Annotated in this window: 20 protein-coding genes; 13 read left to right on the top strand and 7 right to left on the bottom strand. The window is 30.5% G+C overall.

Annotated elements, in window-relative coordinates; genetic code table 11:
- Positions 1-71 precede the first annotated feature (71 nt).
- Positions 72-482 (bottom strand): bacteriohemerythrin, encoded by a 411-nt coding sequence (locus CLJU_RS17755; protein ID WP_013240233.1) that lies wholly within the window; start codon positions 480-482, stop codon positions 72-74.
- Between the two features lie 140 nt (positions 483-622).
- Between CLJU_RS17755 and CLJU_RS17750 the strand changes: the two genes are divergently transcribed.
- Together CLJU_RS17750 and CLJU_RS21875 are read left to right on the top strand one after the other, a co-directional pair.
- Positions 623-1,270: a DUF3786 domain-containing protein gene (locus tag CLJU_RS17750; RefSeq protein WP_013240232.1), complete on the top strand. Its 648-nt coding sequence runs from the start codon at positions 623-625 to the stop codon at positions 1,268-1,270.
- 62 nt (positions 1,271-1,332) lie between these two features.
- Positions 1,333-1,497, top strand: a complete 165-nt coding sequence (locus CLJU_RS21875) for a YvrJ family protein (RefSeq protein ID WP_013240231.1) — start codon at positions 1,333-1,335, stop codon at positions 1,495-1,497.
- Between the two features lie 87 nt (positions 1,498-1,584).
- Here CLJU_RS21875 and CLJU_RS17740 read toward each other — a convergent pair whose 3' ends face one another.
- Positions 1,585-2,532, bottom strand: a complete 948-nt coding sequence (locus CLJU_RS17740) for a hypothetical protein (protein WP_013240230.1) — start codon at positions 2,530-2,532, stop codon at positions 1,585-1,587.
- A gap of 400 nt (positions 2,533-2,932) precedes the next feature.
- Here CLJU_RS17740 and CLJU_RS21485 point away from each other — a divergent pair, with 400 nt between their 5' ends.
- The 3 genes from CLJU_RS21485 (at position 2,933) to CLJU_RS17725 (ending at position 5,083) form a co-directional block, all read left to right on the top strand.
- Positions 2,933-4,120: a GGDEF domain-containing protein gene (locus CLJU_RS21485; RefSeq protein ID WP_013240229.1), complete on the top strand. Its 1,188-nt coding sequence runs from the start codon at positions 2,933-2,935 to the stop codon at positions 4,118-4,120.
- Between the two features lie 146 nt (positions 4,121-4,266).
- Positions 4,267-4,650 carry a MerR family transcriptional regulator gene (locus CLJU_RS17730; RefSeq protein WP_013240228.1) on the top strand — a complete coding sequence of 128 codons (384 nt, stop codon included), beginning with the start codon at positions 4,267-4,269 and terminating at the stop codon, positions 4,648-4,650.
- The gene (locus CLJU_RS17725; RefSeq protein ID WP_013240227.1) at positions 4,634-5,083 is read left to right on the top strand and encodes a carboxymuconolactone decarboxylase family protein; all 450 of its coding nucleotides are present in this window, start codon (positions 4,634-4,636) and stop codon (positions 5,081-5,083) included. The genes CLJU_RS17730 and CLJU_RS17725 overlap by 17 nt, the downstream gene beginning before the upstream one ends.
- 459 nt (positions 5,084-5,542) lie before the next feature.
- On the opposite strand, the gene CLJU_RS22675 is transcribed toward CLJU_RS17725, so the two are convergent.
- Positions 5,543-5,710: a hypothetical protein gene (locus tag CLJU_RS22675; RefSeq protein ID WP_023162269.1), complete on the bottom strand. Its 168-nt coding sequence runs from the start codon at positions 5,708-5,710 to the stop codon at positions 5,543-5,545.
- 776 nt (positions 5,711-6,486) lie between these two features.
- Here CLJU_RS22675 and CLJU_RS17720 point away from each other — a divergent pair.
- From CLJU_RS17720 to CLJU_RS22670, 4 genes are all read left to right on the top strand, one after another.
- Positions 6,487-7,092, top strand: coding sequence for an anthranilate synthase component II (locus CLJU_RS17720; RefSeq protein WP_013240226.1), 606 nt, complete (start codon positions 6,487-6,489; stop codon positions 7,090-7,092).
- A complete protein-coding gene (gene pabB / locus CLJU_RS17715; RefSeq protein ID WP_013240225.1) occupies positions 7,076-8,425 on the top strand; it encodes an aminodeoxychorismate synthase component I in 1,350 nt (449 codons plus the stop codon). The genes CLJU_RS17720 and pabB overlap by 17 nt, the downstream gene beginning before the upstream one ends.
- Before the next feature lie 17 nt (positions 8,426-8,442).
- On the top strand, positions 8,443-9,198 hold the full coding sequence (locus CLJU_RS17710; protein ID WP_013240224.1) for an aminotransferase class IV: 756 nt from the start codon (positions 8,443-8,445) through the stop codon (positions 9,196-9,198).
- 377 nt (positions 9,199-9,575) lie between these two features.
- Positions 9,576-9,728: a hypothetical protein gene (locus CLJU_RS22670; protein WP_013240223.1), complete on the top strand. Its 153-nt coding sequence runs from the start codon at positions 9,576-9,578 to the stop codon at positions 9,726-9,728.
- Position 9,729: 1 nt separating this feature from the next.
- Here CLJU_RS22670 and CLJU_RS17705 read toward each other — a convergent pair whose 3' ends face one another.
- From CLJU_RS17705 to CLJU_RS17690, 4 genes are read right to left on the bottom strand one after another with little or no spacing between them, the layout of a single operon-like run.
- Complete coding sequence (locus CLJU_RS17705) at positions 9,730-10,818, bottom strand: GerAB/ArcD/ProY family transporter (RefSeq protein WP_013240222.1); 1,089 nt, start codon at positions 10,816-10,818, stop codon at positions 9,730-9,732.
- 23 nt (positions 10,819-10,841) lie between these two features.
- The gene (locus tag CLJU_RS17700; protein WP_013240221.1) at positions 10,842-11,060 is read right to left on the bottom strand and encodes a hypothetical protein; all 219 of its coding nucleotides are present in this window, start codon (positions 11,058-11,060) and stop codon (positions 10,842-10,844) included.
- A complete protein-coding gene (locus CLJU_RS17695; protein WP_013240220.1) occupies positions 11,057-12,250 on the bottom strand; it encodes a Ger(x)C family spore germination protein in 1,194 nt (397 codons plus the stop codon). The genes CLJU_RS17700 and CLJU_RS17695 overlap by 4 nt, the downstream gene beginning before the upstream one ends.
- Positions 12,251-12,256: 6 nt before the next feature.
- Positions 12,257-13,834: a spore germination protein gene (locus tag CLJU_RS17690; RefSeq protein WP_013240219.1), complete on the bottom strand. Its 1,578-nt coding sequence runs from the start codon at positions 13,832-13,834 to the stop codon at positions 12,257-12,259.
- A gap of 338 nt (positions 13,835-14,172) precedes the next feature.
- Between CLJU_RS17690 and CLJU_RS17685 the strand changes: the two genes are divergently transcribed.
- The 4 genes from CLJU_RS17685 to CLJU_RS17670 all read left to right on the top strand — a co-directional run bounded on the left by CLJU_RS17685 (position 14,173) and on the right by CLJU_RS17670 (position 19,405).
- Positions 14,173-15,378, top strand: coding sequence for a PucR family transcriptional regulator (locus CLJU_RS17685; RefSeq protein ID WP_013240218.1), 1,206 nt, complete (start codon positions 14,173-14,175; stop codon positions 15,376-15,378).
- 168 nt (positions 15,379-15,546) lie between these two features.
- Positions 15,547-16,692 carry an iron-containing alcohol dehydrogenase gene (locus CLJU_RS17680; protein WP_013240217.1) on the top strand — a complete coding sequence of 382 codons (1,146 nt, stop codon included), beginning with the start codon at positions 15,547-15,549 and terminating at the stop codon, positions 16,690-16,692.
- Positions 16,693-16,704: 12 nt separating this feature from the next.
- Complete coding sequence (locus CLJU_RS17675; RefSeq protein WP_013240216.1) at positions 16,705-18,072, top strand: aminotransferase class III-fold pyridoxal phosphate-dependent enzyme; 1,368 nt, start codon at positions 16,705-16,707, stop codon at positions 18,070-18,072.
- Between the two features lie 106 nt (positions 18,073-18,178).
- Positions 18,179-19,405: a Zn-dependent hydrolase gene (locus tag CLJU_RS17670; protein ID WP_029702246.1), complete on the top strand. Its 1,227-nt coding sequence runs from the start codon at positions 18,179-18,181 to the stop codon at positions 19,403-19,405.
- Positions 19,406-19,417 lie beyond the last annotated feature (12 nt).

The following is a 19,417-nucleotide window of genomic DNA, read 5'->3' as shown; positions in this document are numbered from 1 at the left end:
AAGAATACTATTAATAAGACACAGATGGAGAGAGGAAATTCCTTTTCCATCTGTGTTTAAGAATAACTTGGTTAAACAGTTTTTAAAAATACTGCATATTTTCTGTCTGCTATCATAATATGATTACTGATCCATTCAGATAAAAAGTCTATAATTTCTAATATTACTTTTCTTTGATTATCATCTATATCCTCTCTAGAAGAAACTTCATTTATTTTATATACATAAAATCCATGTTCTTCTTCTTGATCGTGAATATGATCGTAATTATATTTTTTTAGCATATTTTCTTCATACTCAAAATGATATTTTGTATATTCTAAAAGCTCATCAAGTATTGTCATTATTTCATCATATCTGTCATATCCATCATCTAATATTGCAATATCATAGGCTTTTTTTCCTATTTCCATTAGTTTTTTATGTTGTTTATCTATTTCATCGATATTTAAATTGAATTCTTCTTTCCATTTAAATGCCATTTTGCCATCTCCTTCTTATTAATATAAATTATTAATAAATAAATATTATCATATATTTTCAGCAAATGCAAGTGTATTTATTATAAGTTAGGCAAAAACTATTAGTAATATATGTTATTATGTATTTAAGGGGTGAAAATATGAATAAGGAAAATAATTATGAGATTTGTTATGAAAATATGTGTAAGGAATTTGTTAAATATGATCCAGAAGAAGTGGCTAAAAGAAGTAGGGCTTATTATGACTCTGAAAAAAAACAATTTACATTAACCTGTTTTAACAAAGAATACTTAATTTCTTATCCAGAGGGGAATATTGTATTAAAGAATAATGAAGATAAAGATCCATCTGTAGATATAAATACAATGCTTATGCTAAAAATGCTTATGCTTAGTTATTTATACAGGGCTACTAATAGCAGCTTAACAAATAAGTGGGTGCCTCTTAGAGAATTAGAAGGAGTTGGTCATGCTTATCAGGGATTTGCAAAAAAAGGTATAGATAAATTAGTTGAGTTTTTTGGGCATAAGGGAGACCTTTTCTTGGAAGCTGGTCTTAAACTAGGTGGAAAAAAAGTTGATGTTGGAGATGTGGGTATAAAGATTGATATATTACCTAATGTGCCTATGGCCTTTGGGCTATGGACAGCAGATGAGGAGTTTCCAGCAGATGCTACTATTCTTTACGATTGTTCTGCAGTTAAAGAGCTGCATGTAGAAGATTTAGCAGGATTATGTTCTGAAGCAGCTGATGAAATAATTAGAGCTGCCAAATCAATTCACAATTAATTGGAAAAATATTTAAAATAGCATATATATTATTTATAATGGCAAAAGGGAAGGTGATATTTATGTATGACCAGCTGGTTAGCTTAATCAGTACCGTTGGGTTTCCCATAGCAGTTAGTATATATTTGCTTATAAGATTTGAAAATAAGATTGATCTTTTAGTGAAATCTGTTGAAGATCTAAAGGCGGACATATCAGCCGTTATAAAGTACCAGAAAAAGAAATAGGCCTAAAACCTATTTCCTTTTCCTTAGCTGAATTGTATAAAAAATGTGACCATATAAAATAATCACATTTTTTATTAAAAACTATTTTCAATTTTTTGTACTTTTACTAGTAGAAGCTGTTAAAGCATTTATCATAGCAGTTTCTTGATCTTGAGTAATGGAGCCTGAAGTTACTAGAGTATCAAGTTTAGTCTTTAAGAAAGTTGTAAGTTTTTCTTTCTTAGCTTGAATGTTTGCATTTTTATTAGAAGTAAGTAGATTTTTTATAGCAGTTTCTTGATCTTTGGTAATAGTGCCTGAAGTTACTAGAGAGTCTAAGAAGTTAGTTTTTCTTGCAGTTTTTTTACTTTGAAGATAAGCTTTACGTTCAGTTTGAGTCATATTTTTGACTTTATCCATCTCAGCTTTTCTTTCAGCTTTTTCTTGACTACTGCTATTTAATATAGCAGTTTCTTGATCTTGAGTGATAGTTCCTGAAGTTACCAAGGAATCAAGAGTAGTCTTCAATGAGTTTGTAGACTTTTCTTTTTTAGCTTGAGTGTCCTTATTAGAAGTAAATAAATTCTTAATAGCAGTTTCCTGATCTTGAGTAATAGTACCTGCAGTTACTAAGGAATCAAGTTTAGAATTTAATGAGTTTTTAGTATTTTTATTTCCTGTATTAGTTGAGGAAGGAGTGAAAAGATTTAATACAGCGGTTTCTTGATCTTGAGTAATAGTACCTGCAGTTACTAGAGAATCAAGCTTAGTCTTTAAGAAATTTTGAGCATTTGATTTTTTATCAGTTTTAGAAGGAGTTAGAAGATTTAATGCGGCAGTTTCTTGATCTTGAGTGATGGTACCTGCGGTTACTAGAGGATCAAGTTTAGCTTTTAGAAAATTTTTACTATTTTTTGTTTTGAAATTTTTACTGGAACAGTACGTTGATTTTGCTGTGTTGCTAGAAAGTGAAGCTGCATTAACTGTAGTAAACCCTGTACCAATTGATACTACAAGGGCTAAAGCGGATATTATTTTAAGGTTCCTTTTTAACATTTTTAATTACCTCCTAAATATTTCTTTGATTTATCACATAATCTCACTGCTCTGTGACAGCTTTATTACAAATAAGTGAATAGGATGTTAACATTGATAAGTATGGATAAAAGAAGAATAAATAGTAGGAGAAAATTCTTATAAATGATGATATAATTTATTTGTACGCTAATTGATAAAAGTAGTTTATCCGATGACTACCTGCTCTAATACTCCTTTTCCAAGTGGGAGTAAAGAGTAGCTACGTCCATGGATAACGATTTTCCCTAAAGGATAACGCCTTCTAAGTGCTAAAGCACTAAGAATCCTGTTAATAAGCATCAGGTGGAGTCAAAAACTCCATCTGATGCCAAGAACTCTGTTTATGATATAAAAATCTTTCAAATAAAGGTGAAAAAAGATGTTTTTTAAAATATTCAGATTGATAAGAAGTTTTATATTGGCATCAGTACTGGACAAGCACAAAGAAGAATTTGTTGTAAATATTAATGAGATTAATTTAACTAGGGGAAAAATTACGGCAGTAACTTTCATTGTTATAGAGGCTGCAGAGCTTGTAATTTTGTTTACTATAGGGAAAAATATTTTTCCACCAAGAACCCATATATATTATGCGACTATGTATACTTTACTAATTTTAGTAATGGTGGTGTATTTACTGATATTTGTTAAATTAGAAAATAACATTTCTAAACATGAAACGGGTATTAATGTTGCTTCGGTATCTTTTACAATCATGATACTATTTTGGTGTGAAGGTATATCTTTATTGGATCAGTTATCTTCTGGACAGATTATTGTATATGCCATATCAATTATAGCAATTGCTGTAACTCCGATTTTTAAACCAATTACGTTATTGCTTATGTATTTGATTGTCCATTTACCATTTCTTTTTTTCCTGCCATATTTTCAGAAATCCAGTGATATATTGTGGGCAAACTGTATTAATAGTACTACTTTTTTAATAATATCCTGGATGATATCATGTATAAGATATAAAAATCAAGTAGATGATTTTAATAATAGAAAAATAATACAGAAAAAAAACGATGAATTGAAGCGGGTAAATCAAAAATTAGAAAAACTTTCTCAAATTGATAGTTTAACAGGTATCTTCAACCGTTTTGTATTTGATAAAACAATAGAAGCAGAATGGGATAGATGCAAACGCTATTTTATACCACTGTCATTAATTATGATAGATATTGATTTTTTTAAGGCATTTAATGATAGTTATGGTCATCAAGCTGGAGATGATTGTTTAAGGCAAGTTTCAAGGGTACTTTCATCTTCTGCAAGGCGTTCCTCAGATACTGTTGCCAGATATGGGGGAGAGGAATTTGCTGTTGTACTTACCCATATGGAAAAAGAAAGTGCGCTGGAATTTGCAGAACAATTGAGAAAAAAGGTTGAGCAATTAGCTATTCCGCATATGTATTCTTCTATTTCTAATTATATTACCATTAGTTTAGGAATTTGTACTGTTATTCCGTCTGATATGTTATCTATTGAACAATTTATTAAGACTGCAGATGAAGCTTTATATGAAGCTAAAAAATGTCGTAACAAGGTTGTCAGTGCATAAGCATAGTATATAAAAATAAGCGTCCGTTATTTAGGACGCCTATTTTTATATGGAAAAGAAGTAATGAATTCTAAAAAAGTTTTCATTTTGTTATTGACTTAAAGTGCACTTTAAGTGCTATGATTTTTGTTATTGGGAGGGATTTTATGTTGGAGCTGGAAATAAACGACGTATCAAGATCAACTAAATTAAAACCACATACCCTTAGATATTATGAAAGTATTGGGTTAATTATAGATGTGAAAAGAAATTCATCAGGAAAGAGAATTTATAGTGAACAGGATTTGAAATGGCTTGAGATGATAAATAGACTTAGGGCAACAGGAATGAATATAAATAAGATGAAAGAATATGCTAGGTTAAGGTATATGGGAGATAAGACGGTTACGGAAAGAAAAAATATTATGAAAGAACATTTAGAGTTTATAGAACAAAAAATCGAGAAATTATTCGAAGCAAGAGATTATGTTGCAAGAAAAGTTCAAATTTATAGTGGGATAGAGGAAAAAATCAATGGAAAAGGAAAATAGATTGGAAAGAGGATATAAGAAATTACAAGAGATTGATGGAAAAGCAGGTGAAGAGGTAAAAAATAGTTTAAGTGATATATGTCCTGACTTGGTAAAGTATATGATTGAATACTCTTTTGGAGACATATATTCCAGAAACGGATTGGACTTATTTTCACCGGATCTAGTTAAATTTATAGTATATGGTCAAGCAGATATTATGACAAGAAATAATCTAAGTAAAAATTATAGGAAAATTGCTACGATTGCTGCATTAACTGCTTTGGGTAATGCCAAACCACAATTAAAATTTCATATTGGCGCAGGGCTTAATATTGGGGTAACTGCTGATGAGATAAAAGAAATTATGTTGCTTATGACAGTTTATTCAGGTTTCCCTTCAGCAATAAATGGAGTTAATGCTTTAAAAGAAGTTTTAGATGAAAGAAAATAATATTACTATACAAAATTAACCATAAATTACTTAAATGCTGAGGATTCATCATCCCCAGCATAAAGGTAATTATCAACGTATTGAAGAAAGAATATTCTGGTTTATCTAAAACTTAAACATTTAGTAGCTTTAATACATTGATATCCTTATAATAATAGAATGTACGAAATTCAAATTATTATACTATAAATAAAAGAAGTAACTGGATAATATTATCAAGAGTTCTTATATTGTTTACATAGTGTTCAAAAAATAAATAGTTATTTTATTTATAGGACATTAAATTGTAACAAATAACTAATATAATTATAAGTGTCCTAAGAAAAATAGACTTAGCAAAAATGAAAACAATAAAGTGTAGTACATAATTGATATAATTGATATCCCCTCAAAGATAAGAATAAAAGGATGGACAAATATCGCCATCCTTTTATTTTGATTTTTTAAGTGCAGATAAGATTAGAGCCTATCGTTTAATCCAAGCTCATAAGCATATATAATTTTTGAGGTTGTTTGATTAAAATTAGGGAAATCAATTCCTAATTCCCTTGCGGCTTCCATATTAAATTTATCATTAGAATGTTTAAATTTAATATGAGGGGTTTTATTATATTTTATGTTTGTCATATATAATCACCTCCATTATATAGTGATAACCAATTATACAGCCTTATATTCAGAAAAAGTTATGTATAAAATAAAATTAATTACTTATCGAATCAGTATACTTAGAGAAACTTATTAAATGAGATTCCTAACCTATAATAACTAATATTGACAGCAGTAATCTAATTGGAATTTGTCATTATTGATATGATTTATTGAAATGTGATATACTTACTTATAGAAATTTAAGATTTTAGTTAGTATCTTTTATTAATAATAGAATTTAAAAATAAAGGCATATAGTGTATAAAACTTATCCAGGGTTTAGCAAACCTATGTACATAAGAACTCTAATGGATTAAAGCCAAAGAGTTCTTTATACACAGCATAAAACTTGCAGCTTTTGTAAAGCAGGCGAGTTGTTTGCGGATGATAACATTGGATAAATTAAATGCGCTATGTGCTTTTTTATTTTTAAATATAATAAAAATATTTTATCCGATCGCTACCATTGCTAACACCCCTAGCTTCTTCAAAGTGGGGGGATAAGCACTGCTACGCGCCTGGATAAGTTCTTCTAAGGTTTAGATGGAGAAAAGGTATTCCTTATAAGCAAACTTAACCTGAACCTAAGAATCACTTGATAAGGGAGGTAATTGATTAGAACTGCTGATTACTTATTAAACTAACCAAAAGAGTTATGGCGGAATTAGTGAAAATTGTAAAGATAATTGTTCCGAAATGTAAATGAATAAGGTTAAAAACAAATATAAATTAATGCCGAGGAGTGAAAATTCATGTTTCTTATGATCGATAATTATGATTCATTTGTATACAACTTGGTAAGGTATTTAGAAGAACTAAATGAAGAGGTTAAGATTTGTAGAAATGATAAATTAACATTGGAAGATGTGGAAAAAATGCATGTAGAGGGAATTATAATTTCTCCAGGACCTAAGTCACCTGAGCAATCGGGCATTTGTGTAGATATAATTAGAAGATTTAGTGGGAAAATTCCTATTTTAGGTATATGCCTTGGACATCAATGTATCGGGTATGCCTTTGGTGCTAATATAATAAAGGGTAAGGAGCCTGTACATGGTAAAATATTTAAAGTCCATCATAAAAATGTAGGAGTATTTAAAGAAATCAAAAATCCTGTAGAGGTTACAAGATATCATTCATTAGTAATAGAAAAGAAAACACTTCCTAAGTGTCTTAATATAACCTGTGAAACTTCAGATGGAGTTATAATGGGCGTTAGGCATGAAAAGTATCTTGTTGAAGGAGTACAATTTCATCCTGAAGCAGAACTCACAGAATGCGGACATGAAATGCTTAAGAATTTTATAGAAGAAGCAAGAATGTTTAGTAAGGGGGAATTATATGAAGTTCTTCATTGAAGAAATAAAAACAGAATTAGATGCTTTTGATATTTATTCGCTGTTTAAGGGAGACAGAACAGTTACCATTTTAGATAGCGGCATGGGTGCTGAAGATTTAGGCAGATACTCTTTTATAGGATTAAACTCTTTTACTACTTTTAAATATGAAAATAATATTTGTACTATAAATAAAAAAGAATTTAATGGCGATCCTTTTGACGAACTTAAAAAACTTATTGCAAGGTACAAAATTGAAAATAATACAGAACTTCCATATATAGCTGGGGCTATGGGATATTTTTCTTATGATATAGGGAGAACTATAGAAGAGCTTCCTGTTATGACTATAGAAGAAGTAAAAATACCTGACTGCTATTTTTATTTTTATGATAATGCAGTAATAGTAGATAACTTAAAAAAGAAGACCTATATTACTTCTTTAGGTATATTAAAGCAAAAAGAAGATAGCATTAATGAAATAAAAAGTAAAATATCTAAAGGACATAAAATTAAATATAGAAAAGTAAATGATAGTGATACAAAATTTGTATCAAACTTTGGCAGGGAGGAATATATAGAAACTGTAGAAAAGGTCAGACAGTTTATAAGAAATGGGGATATTTATATTACAAATCTAACTCAAAGGTTTTGCTGCGAGACAAAAAAAGATCCTTATGAAGTATATAAAGATTTAAGGCATATTAATCCAGCACCATTTGCTGCATTAATGAATGTTGAAGATTTTAGTATAGTATCTTCTTCACCGGAGAGGTTTTTAGAAATAAGAAATCACCTTGTTCAAACAAGACCTATTAAAGGGACAAGACCTAGAGGTAAAAATAAAGAAGAGGATTTAAAAAACAGACAAGAACTTATAGATAGTGAAAAAGATAGATCTGAATTATTAATGATTGTAGACTTAGAGAGAAATGATTTAAGCAAGGTATGCAAGCCTCATTCTGTAAAGGTAACAGAACTTTTTAAATTAGAGGAATATAGTACAGTATTTCACTTGGTATCAACTGTTTTAGGAAAATTAAAAGATGAGTATACAGCAGTAGATTGTATAAAAGCATGTTTTCCAGGTGGTTCTATAACTGGTGCACCTAAAATCAGGTCTATGGAGGTAATTGAAAAATTAGAACCTACTAGAAGAAACATTTATACAGGATGCATAGGATATTTAGGTTTTGATGGCAATGTGGATTTAAATATAGTTATTAGAACTATACTTATAAAAAATGGAAAAGCTTATTTAGGTGTTGGTGGAGGAATTACCTGGGAATCTGATGATGAAGCAGAATATGATGAAACACTTGATAAGGCTAGAGCTTTGATGAAAGTATTATAAAGGGGTGAATAGCAGCTATGATGCTCTTAAATGGTAAGATGGTAGAAGATGATAAAGTTTTTTTAGACACCGGCTTTTACTTTGGAAGAGGACTTTTTGAAACTATGCTTGTAAACAATGAACCACTTTTTCTTGAAAATCATTTATATAGGATAAATAAAGGTCTTTCTATTATAGGAATAGATAAAGAAATTACTGAAGACGAAGTTATGGATGCTGTTAACAAGCTTCAGTGTAACAATTGCGTGCTGAAGTTAGTAGTTACAGAGGAAAATACGTTGTTCAATACTAGAAAGAACAATTATACTGAGGAACAGTATAAAAGAGGTTTTAAAGTTAAAATAAGTTCTGTTAGGAGAAATGAATTTTCTCAGCTTACATACCTAAAATCTTTAAATTATTTAGAAAATATATTGGAACATGAAAAATGTATTGATGAGGGATATGATGAGGTGCTGTTTTTTAATACAGAGGATAAATTATCAGAGGGAAGTGTATCTAATGTGTTTTTTACAAAGAATAAAAAAATATATACTCCATCTAAAAAATGTGGATTACTTGAGGGTACAGTAAGAAAGTTCATAATAAATAACTTTAATGTTACTGAAGGTGAGTTCAGTAAGGAGGATTTAATGTTGGCAGATAGTGCTTTTTTAACTAACAGCATTATGGGGATAATGAAAGTCTCTAGTATTTATGATAGAAGTTTCAATGAATATAGTATTATTGAGAAAATAAAAAAAGTTTATGAAGAACAATTAAAGAAGCATTAAATATAAAGTTTCTAAATGAAAAATATTCCTGCACATAAGTTGATTTTTAAGCTGCAATATACGAGGTTTCTAATTGAAATTTAAAGTTATACATGAAATATAATGACAAAATTGAAATCATACTTAAAAACTTTTATAAATAGGTCTTAGCTTAGCATTTTAGAAAACCTTAGAAACTTAGATGTGTTTGAGGTACGAGTTTATCTAAGTTCCTTTAGGTTTTCAAAATGCCAAGCTTTAGACTTATTAAAAGTTTTTATGATGATGAAATTTGTCATTATATGATATTGTATAAGTTGATTTTTTATTTAGAGACTTTATAAGATTAATGAAATATATAATATTGGGAAATATATTGTAAGAGGGGAGGCATAAGTATGGATAGAATAGGTTTCAATAATTTTATTTCCATTATTATAGGAATATTTTTAGTTTTAACCTGCTTTTTAATCTTTTATTTTTTTCAAAAGTATCTTTTTAGTAAATATAAAAATAAAGTAAAAAATATAGTAGATAAAGATGATGATTAAGCTATCCTTTTTTCTTCAAGATTAAAGCTGCAAAGAAAAGAAACATTTCTAATCCTGTTCCAACAAATATAGATAAAAGAGGGTATGAATAAAAACTAAAATTCACTAATTGCAAGCTGTTCTTAAAGGAAGTCATACCAATAACAAAAGAAAGTAGTACAGCAGGAAATACAAGAGGTTTATATGTACTTAGTTCTGCAATTTGAGATATACCAACACTAAAGGCCCATATCATAGCTGAAGATGATGTAATAGCTGCACCGATGACAATCATAAGCCAGATAGCTTCTACTCGTTCAAAAAAGTGACCTAAATGAACAAATCTTGTAAGTTCAAGACTGACATTTATCATATTTTTGGCTTGTGGATAACTAAAAATTCCTATTGCACTTATAGCTAACATCATGATGATCAAAGTACCTAAACTAACTGCAGTAAATTTTGCGATAAATCCGTTTTCTGGATGATTGCAAATGGGAATGTACATTCCCATAATAATACATATTCCTATAAAGGATAAGATCAGAGGAGTGCCTGTTAAAGCTGGGTATAAGCCAGCTTCCAGCTGAGGTTTAAGTCTATCTAACTTTATATCTGGTATAGCAAATAAAAAAAATAAAATAAGAGCAAACAAAAAGAAGGGACCCAAAATTTCGCATACTCTTCCGATTACTTCTATTCCTTTAAAAACAGCATATGAAATTACAAGATAAGAGGAAATAAGAAGTAGTTCTGATGAATTTTTTGGAAAGAATACTATGTTAAGAATTATACTCAGTGATCTTTGCAGTATAGCAGATACAAGTAAAAAGAAAATAGGAAATAATATTCCTATAATTTTACCTAATTTTTTACCTAAAATAGTTATGCTGTATTGTACCATATTTTGGCCTGGAAATCTTATGCCCATGTAAGCATAGACAACAGCAAGGAGTACATCTAAAATCCAGGCTAGAATTACAGACAACCAGGCATCCCTTCTTGCTTGAAAAATTAGCAGTCTAATTACCTGTAGTCCACTGAAAGATGTAATGATACAAAAAAGCATCCATATAAACTGATTTGTAGTGATAATTTCTTTTTCACGCATATCTATTCACCTCAATGTGAAATTTATAACCTATTTAAAAATGTTTTGCCAATAGGCTTAAATAAATTTTCTATTAAATTTATAGGACCTGGGATACCTAAATTTTTACCAATTTGAAAAAACAAAGACATCATAAGTAAAAATACAGTACATAGAAATTCTTTCCACATATTTTTTTTTATTAGAAATATTCCCTCAAGCATCACTATTAGAATTGCTAAGATAATTACAATTGCGGTCATTTAGTTGTTTCCTCCTCATTTCTCATAACAGGATCTTTAATTATTCCTATATTAGTTAATTTAATTTCAAAACTAATTTCATATTTCATATTTGGAAATATTTTATCCCAATTTTTTTTTATATTAAACCATTTCTTTGGATAGTTATTATATATTTTTGTTGAAAAACCAATAAAATCTGTATCTAGATTTTTTTGTGACTTTGTTATCAATTTATTTAGTTCATCTTTTAGTACAGATTCAATAGCATATTCAAATCTAGACACATCTTCAGGACTAATATCGATATTTTCTGCCTGCTCAATAAAAGCACTGCCTTTACATCGAATTTCCATGTTAAAACCTTCTTCAGTTAAGTGAGGAATTATTTGAGTGGATTGTTTAAAAACGCTGGCGGTTATATTTATATTATTTTTAGCTGATTTAAGGGGAAATATATCTGTATGGCCTTTTGTATAGTCTGCCATCCAGAAAAAATTTTTAGATTCCTCACTTGTAAGTATTCCTATTAAACGATTGTTTTTGAAAATAGCCATCTTTTCCACTGTAATTCTGGGAGCGGTACTATCTTTTGATTTTTCTATATCAATTACAGGAGCAAAGGCTGAATTTGACTCCTTTTTTGATTCTATAATAAAGTTATTTATGGTCATGGGTACAATAGATCCGCTTCTTTCGAATAAACTCATCATAGTGTTTATGCCATTTGAAATTGAAGCTTCATTAAGAATTTTGCCTTTTAAGATTTCTTTAGCTGGTTTATTTGAAATAAGAATCCAATTAGTACTTCGTATTTGACGATTTCTATTTAAATAATCCATTACTTCAGAAACTCCTGATTGTGATTCACATAATTCCTTTGATAAAATGATTACTTTAGCATGTGAAAAGTCCAGCAGGGCAGAACTATTTTTCGAAAAATTTTGAATTGCATCAAAAATAGAATTTCCTGTGCTTGTTTGTATAATAGAATTATTTTCTTTTTTTAATCCATTATTGCCGTCTTTTGTGCTGTTTGGGTTGATAATTTCTAATGTTACAACAAAGGAGTTATCACTGGACATCTTATCAATACCCATGCCCACTACAAGGCTAATTTCGTTTAGTTCACTTTTATCCGTGCTGCAGCCATAAAGTGAAATTGAAAATATAAAGAGCAAAATATAAAATAACGTTGATTTATACTTCATATTTTATTATCCTTTCTCGTCTTTTCCATTTTCATAGGATGATTTTTGCCGGTGCAAATTATTATTATTGGCAAAATGAGGCCTACATTTCATATGAGGCCAGGGGAATCTTATTAAAATGTCTTTGAGTTCCTTTAAATTTAAAGGTGCTAGTGGAGAAAGATAATTTACACCAAAGGAGCTTAATGATGATAAGTGAATTAAAAGTACAATAATACCTAACAGAACTCCATATAAGCCTAAAAACGCTCCTAAACACAGCATGGAAAAACGTAAAATACGAATGGCATAGCCCATATCATAAGATGGAATGCTAAAAGAAGCTATAGCTGTAATGGCTATAACAATAACCATAATAGGAGAGATAACACCAGCTCTAACGGCTGCATCACCTATGACAAGGGCACCAACAATGCCTACAGTTTGGTTAGCTGGTGAAGGAAGACGGATGCCTGCTTCTCTAAGTGCTTCAAAAGCTGTTTCCATTAACAGTGCTTCAATAAAAATAGGAAAAGGAACTCCATGGGCAGCTCCCATAATGCTAATAAGTAAAGGTGTAGGAATCATTTCTTTATGATATAAAATAATTGCAACAAAACATCCAGGAAGCAGCAGTGAAATTACGAAGAAAATTAACCTTATGAAACGCACAAATATGGTAGTGGTATATCTTTCATAATAATCCTCACTAGTTTGCAAAAATTGAATTAAAGTAGCAGGAAGTATTAAAACACAAGGAGTACCATCTACTAAGAGTGCTATCCTACCTTCTAAAATCCCAGCGGCAACTCTATCTGGCCTTTCGCTGTGCTGAATTTGGGGAAATAATGTGTAGTGTGTATCTTCTATCAGTTCTTCTATATATCCACTTTCTAAAACAGAATCTATGTCTATTTTGGAAAGTCTCTTTTTTACATCTTCAACAATATTGTTATCTACTATTCCCTGCAAATAGGTAATGCTTATTTTTGTTTGTGTCTGTTTCCCTACTGTAAAATCTTCAAATTTTAGCTCTGAAGATTTAATTTTTCTTCTGAGTTGAGATATATTGGTGGAAATATTTTGCGTAAATCCTTCATTTGGTCCCCTTATAACTTTTTCAACATCTGTGTCTGATACGCTTTTTTCCTTCCATCCGGGTGTTTCTATTTCTAAAGCGATATCATCACTATCTAGTAAAAGTATGGTATTTCCATTTAGGAGAGCATTTGTAATTTGCCCAATAGTTGATACTTCACTTATTTTTGCAATTTCAAGAAAATATTCTTTAATTATTTCTACAGTATGATCACATTTTAAATCACTTTCAGTAACCTCTTTAATATTCATGATAGAAGGTAATATGCTTTCATTAATTGATCTTATATCCGAAAGTCCATTTATAAAAATAAGTACGCAGGAACATTTCATTGAATGTATAACAAATTTATGGTAAACAACATCAGCACAATTTGAAAATAATTCGTGCAATACGTTTAAATTATTTGAAAGAGATTTATTTAAGGGCAAATTATATCTATCATCGGATAACTTTTGTACATAAATAAGATCTGAAGTGTTTTTAGAATTAAAAAACTTCTTCACAATTAAAGATCACTCTCCTAGAAAAAATTATTTTATAATTTATCCGATGACTACCTGCTCTAATACTCCAACTTATCCAAGTGGGAGTAAAGAGCAGATACGTCCCTGGATAACGATTTCTAAGTATCAGGTGGAGTCAAGACCCCATCTGATGCCAAGAATTCTGTTTATGCTTATTCTCTGCATTAAAGGTAAAAATATTCAATTTTCATTTTTGTACTTTTACAAAAAAATATTAATATATTATAATTATATACAAGGATATTTTAAACAAATAATAAAAATATTAGCATATTTTTATCAAATATACATTAAATTATAAAAGAGGGATAGAAAATATGATTGTTACCTGTAGAAATATATTAAATTTACCAGGACTTGAAAAAATGAAAGTTGTAGCTGGAAAGGGCGGTTTAGACAGGGGAATTACCTGGGCACATGTAATAGAAGTACCTGATGTTGGTGATTTTGTAAAAGGAGGAGAACTTTTATTTATTACTGGTATAGCAATAGGAAATAATTCAGAAGTTCTCCTTAAATTTATTAAAGACATTATTTCTAGAAATTTATCTGGCCTTGTTATAAATATAGGGCCTTATATAAAAGAGACACCTAAAGGAGTTATAGATTTTGCAAATACTGCAGGTTTTCCTATATTTGAGTTACCTTTCGAGGTGAAATTGATAGATGTAACTCAAATTATTTGCAGGGCCATTTTTGCACGAAATGCGCATAAGGAATCTGTGAACAATTTTATGCGAGAAGTGATTTTTGAGGATATAAATATTGATGAGGAAATGTTGGATAGGGCAATTTTATATGGATACAAAAGAGAAAAGAAATATTGCAGCCTAATAGTTGATATTGACAATTTTAGCTCTTATATAAAGAAAAAAAATATAGATGACGAGGAAATTATATCAAATATAAAAAACCGTGTACAAGATATAGTAGAATACGTTTTAGATGAAAATAACAAAAAATATTTTTATGCAGTTCAAAGTGATGCATTTTATTTTATGGTATGTTCCAATGTAGAAAATATAGACAGGATTGCAGAATCTATACGAAATGAAATATCAAAGAGAATGGGTGATATTACTGTAAGTATAGGAATAGGAGATGAATGCAGTGATCTAAAAGATTTTAAATGCGTAATATTAGAGGCAATAAAAGCATTAAAGTTATCTAAGATTTTTGGAAAGAAGAATTGTGTTATAAAGTATAAAGGCTTAGGTATATTTAGGCTTTTTTTTGATATAGAAACCAATGCAGAGATGAAAAAACTATTTGATGAAAATTTACTTAAACTTAAAATATATGATGAAAAAAACTCCTCTGTGCTAGTAAAAACGTTAATTGCATATTTAAAGGAAAATAGAAACTTAGGTAAAACTGCAGAAAAGCTGTACATCCACAGAAATACTATAAAATATAGGATAAATAGAATAGAGGAAATATTAAACTGTGATTTGAAGGATGATGAAACTGTCTTTAATATTATGCTCTGTATAAAAATTGGGGTGTTTTTAAGATTGATTTAAATGCAATTTCTATATGGTGAACAAAAATTTATACATATATTTGTTCATAGTGGACATACTAATTAGTTTAGAAATATGGTAAATTATATACATTAAGTTTAATAAACAGTTAAATAAATAGCAATTAAATTGATAAATTACAAATTAAACGGGTTAGGTGATGGAATTATGGATTATTCAGTTTTTCAATGTCCCAAGAAAATAATATATGGGAAAGATACCGTAAATTTCATTGGAAGTGAAGCAGCGGTGTTTGGAAATAAGGCAATGATAGTTACAGGAAAACATTCGTCAAAAAAGACAGGTGCATTAGATAAAGTTTACTATAGTTTAAAAGATCAGGGAATAGATCCTGTTATATTTAATAAAGTAGAATCAGATCCTAGTGTAATTACTGTAAGGGAAGGAGTGAAAGCAGGAAAAAAAGAAAAAGTAGATTTTATAGTTGCCTTAGGTGGAGGAAGCGCTATGGATGCAGCCAAAGCCATAAGTATGGCTATAGGAAATGGAGGGGATATTTTAGATTATGAAAAAGTTCAGCCTAAAACTTACGGAATACCTATTATAGCAGTTCCTACTACAGCAGGAACTGGAAGTGAAGTTAGTAAGTTTTCTATAATAACGGATACTGAAAGAAAGATAAAGATGCTTATTTCAAGTAACTTTATAATACCTGAAGTAGCAATTTTAGACCCACTTTTGACTATGATGATGCCGCCTCAGGTTACGGCAGCTACAGGGATGGACGCTTTCACTCATGCAATTGAGGCATATATTTCAAAGGCTGCACAGCCAATGTCAGATACATTTGCAATAAAGGCAATAAAGATTATAAGTAGTAATATTTCACGGTCAGTGCTTAAAGGTGATATTGAAGCTAGGGAAAAAATGCTGCTTGGACAGATGTATGCAGGACTTGCTTTTAGTAATGCATCTACAGCACTTGTTCATTCAATGTCAAGACCCTTAGGAGCTTATTATAAAGTTCCCCATGGAATGGCAAATGCAATTTTGCTTACAGAGGTTATGAAATTTAATAGAGCTTCTTGTGCTGAAAGATTTAAAGTTATAGCGGAAGCTATGGGAGAAAATGTAGAAGGAAAATCTGTAAGAGAAGCAAGCTTGATTGCAGTAGATACTATAAAGTCTATTTTCTTGGAAACAGGGCTTCCAGTATCACTTAAAGAAGTTGGTGTAGACAAAGACAATTTTAGAAAGATGGCAGAAGATGCTATGGAAAGTAAAACTACAGCTCTTAATCCGAGAAAACCTACGGTAGAGCAGTTAGTAGAAATATATGAAAAGATATATTAAGGAGGAATTTAAATGGAAGTTTTAGAAGATACTGAGTTAGATTTAGATGTTGATCAAATTAGAGAGTATGATAAAAAGTACAACTTGCATTCCTGGAGTGCACAGAAAAATCTAAAACCACTTGTAATTACAAAGGCTGAAGGAATTTATTTTTGGGACAGTGATGGGAAAAAGTATTTTGATATGTCCTCTCAATTAGTTAATGTAAATGTAGGACATGGAAATAAAAAGATAATAGAGGCTATAAAAAGGCAGGCAGAAAAAATGCCATTTATGGGACCTTCCTATGCTGTAGATGTAAGGGCAAAATTGGCTGCTAGGGTAATAGAAAAGGCACCAGATAATATGGCTAAAGTATTCTTTACATTAGGTGGATCAGACTCCAATGAAAATGCTATAAAAATAGCTAAGATGGTTACTGGAAGATTTAAGATATTTTCGAGATATCGTTCTTACCATGGAGCAAGTTTTGGAGCTGCAAATTTAAGCGGAGAGCCAAGAAGATATACTTGTGAACCTGGAATACCTGGATTTGTAAAGTTCTTTGATCCTTATATTTACAGAGAAAAAATAAGATTTGAAAGTGAAAAAGAAGCTTCAAAATTTTATTTAAGCAAACTTAGAGAGCAGCTTATATACGAGGGTACGGATAAAGTAGCAGCTATTGTTGTTGAAAGTGTAACTGGCAGCAATGGTGTAATCATACCACCTGAAGGTTATCTCCAAGGAATAAGGAAGCTATGTGATGAATTTGGAATAGTTATGGTTTGTGATGAAGTTATGGCTGGATGGGGAAGAACTGGAGAATGGTTTGCCTGCAATAACTGGGATGTAAAACCAGATATTATCACATTTGCAAAAGGAATTACTTGTGGATATGTACCTCTTGGAGGAGTAATTGTAAGTGAGAAAATAGCAAAGTTTTTTGATGATAATGTACTTATGTGTGGGCTAACATACAATGCACATCCACTAGCTTGTGCTGCAGGCTGCGCAACATTAGATGTATATGATGAAGAAAATCTAATAGAAAATTCTAAGAAGATGGGGGTCATTTTAGGACAAAAATTAGAGGAAATAAAGAAAAAGCATTCGAGTGTAGGAGACGTCAGATATATAGGATTGTTTTCAGCAGTAGAACTAGTAAAAGATAGAGAAACTAGAGAAGCTCTAGTGCCTTATGGAAAAGATCCAGATGGAATAATGTCAAAGATAGTTGGAATGTTAAAAGAGGAAGGATTTTCAACTTATTCTCATGAGAGCTGCTTAATGATAGCACCTCCACTTATTATAAATAAAAAAGAGATGGAAGAAGCTATGAATATTTTTGATAGGGTTATGTATTCTATAGATGAATTTGTAAAAACATTAAAAAAATAAGCGTCCCTTTTGTGGAAGAATAGGACACTTAAAATTAATTAACCAATTATATTATAAATCAATTTGAAAAAATGTAAAGGAGATATTGATTATGGAAGTAAAAGATATGAAAAAAATTAGCTGTGATAAAGAAAGAATGGAAAATAAAATTGCTACTTTTAGTAAATTTGGTGCTACAGGACACGGTGGAATAACAAGGTTATCCCTATCAGAAGCAGCCCTTCAAGCAAGAGCAGAATTTACAAAGAGAATGAAATCACTAGGTGCATATATTGTAACAGATGATATGGGAAATATGTATGCTACTTTCAAAGGATTGGAGGACTTGCCTCATATTGCAATGGGGTCTCATTGTGATTCAGTAGTACAAGGAGGAAATTATGATGGAATTTTAGGAGTAATGACTGCAATGGAAGCAGCTGAAACTATAGTTAGGGAAAACATTCCTCACCGCCATCCAATTACAGTTATGATATGGACTAACGAAGAAGGAGCACGTTTTGATCCTGCTATGATGTCATCTGGTGTTGTTACTGGTAAATTTGATAAAGAAAAGATGCTGGCATCAAAGGACCCGGAAGGCGTAACTTTTGGTGAAGCTCTGGATGCAAGTGGATATAAGGGTGATGAAAAAAATAGAATAAATCCTAAAGATTATATGGCTCTTTTAGAACTGCATATTGAACAGGGACCAGTACTTGAAGCCGCCAAAAAGGATATTGGAGTTGTAGAGGGCGTTGTTGGAATGGTTAACTATGAATTCGAATTTATAGGTCAAGCTGGGCATGCAGGAACTGTTCCACAGAAATTAAGAAAAGATGCTCTTTTGGCAGCATCTGAAGCCATTTTATATCTTCACAAGGAACTAGATAAACTTGATGGCAAGTTAGTCTATACTACTGGAAGAATTAACTGCTCACCAAATGTTCATACAATTATACCAGATGACGTTAAATTTACTTTGGATGCAAGACATCAAGATCCAAAAGTAGTACAGCAGGTAGTTGATATAATTAAGAACATTCCATCTGAACTCGCAGGCTGTAAAGTTAGCTATGAGGAATTGTGGGCACGTAAAACTGTCAGCTTCAATAAAGAATTAGTAAATCTGGTTGAAAAAAATGCAAATCTTTATGGATATTCCAATATGAGAATGTACAGTGGTCCTGGACATGATTCTCAATTTGCAGCTGATATGCTTCCTGTAACTATGATATTTGTTCCAAGTATTGGAGGACACAGCCACTGTGAAATAGAAAAAACTCCTCTTGATAATTGTGTAAAAGGTGCCAATGTACTGCTTCAAACTATACTAGACATCGATAAGATGTAAATTTGATTATAA

Source organism: Clostridium ljungdahlii DSM 13528 (assembly GCF_000143685.1).
Classification (GTDB): domain Bacteria; phylum Bacillota; class Clostridia; order Clostridiales; family Clostridiaceae; genus Clostridium_B; species Clostridium_B ljungdahlii.
Note: the sequence above shows the minus strand (reverse complement) of the source record. Positions and strands in the feature narration are given on the sequence as shown.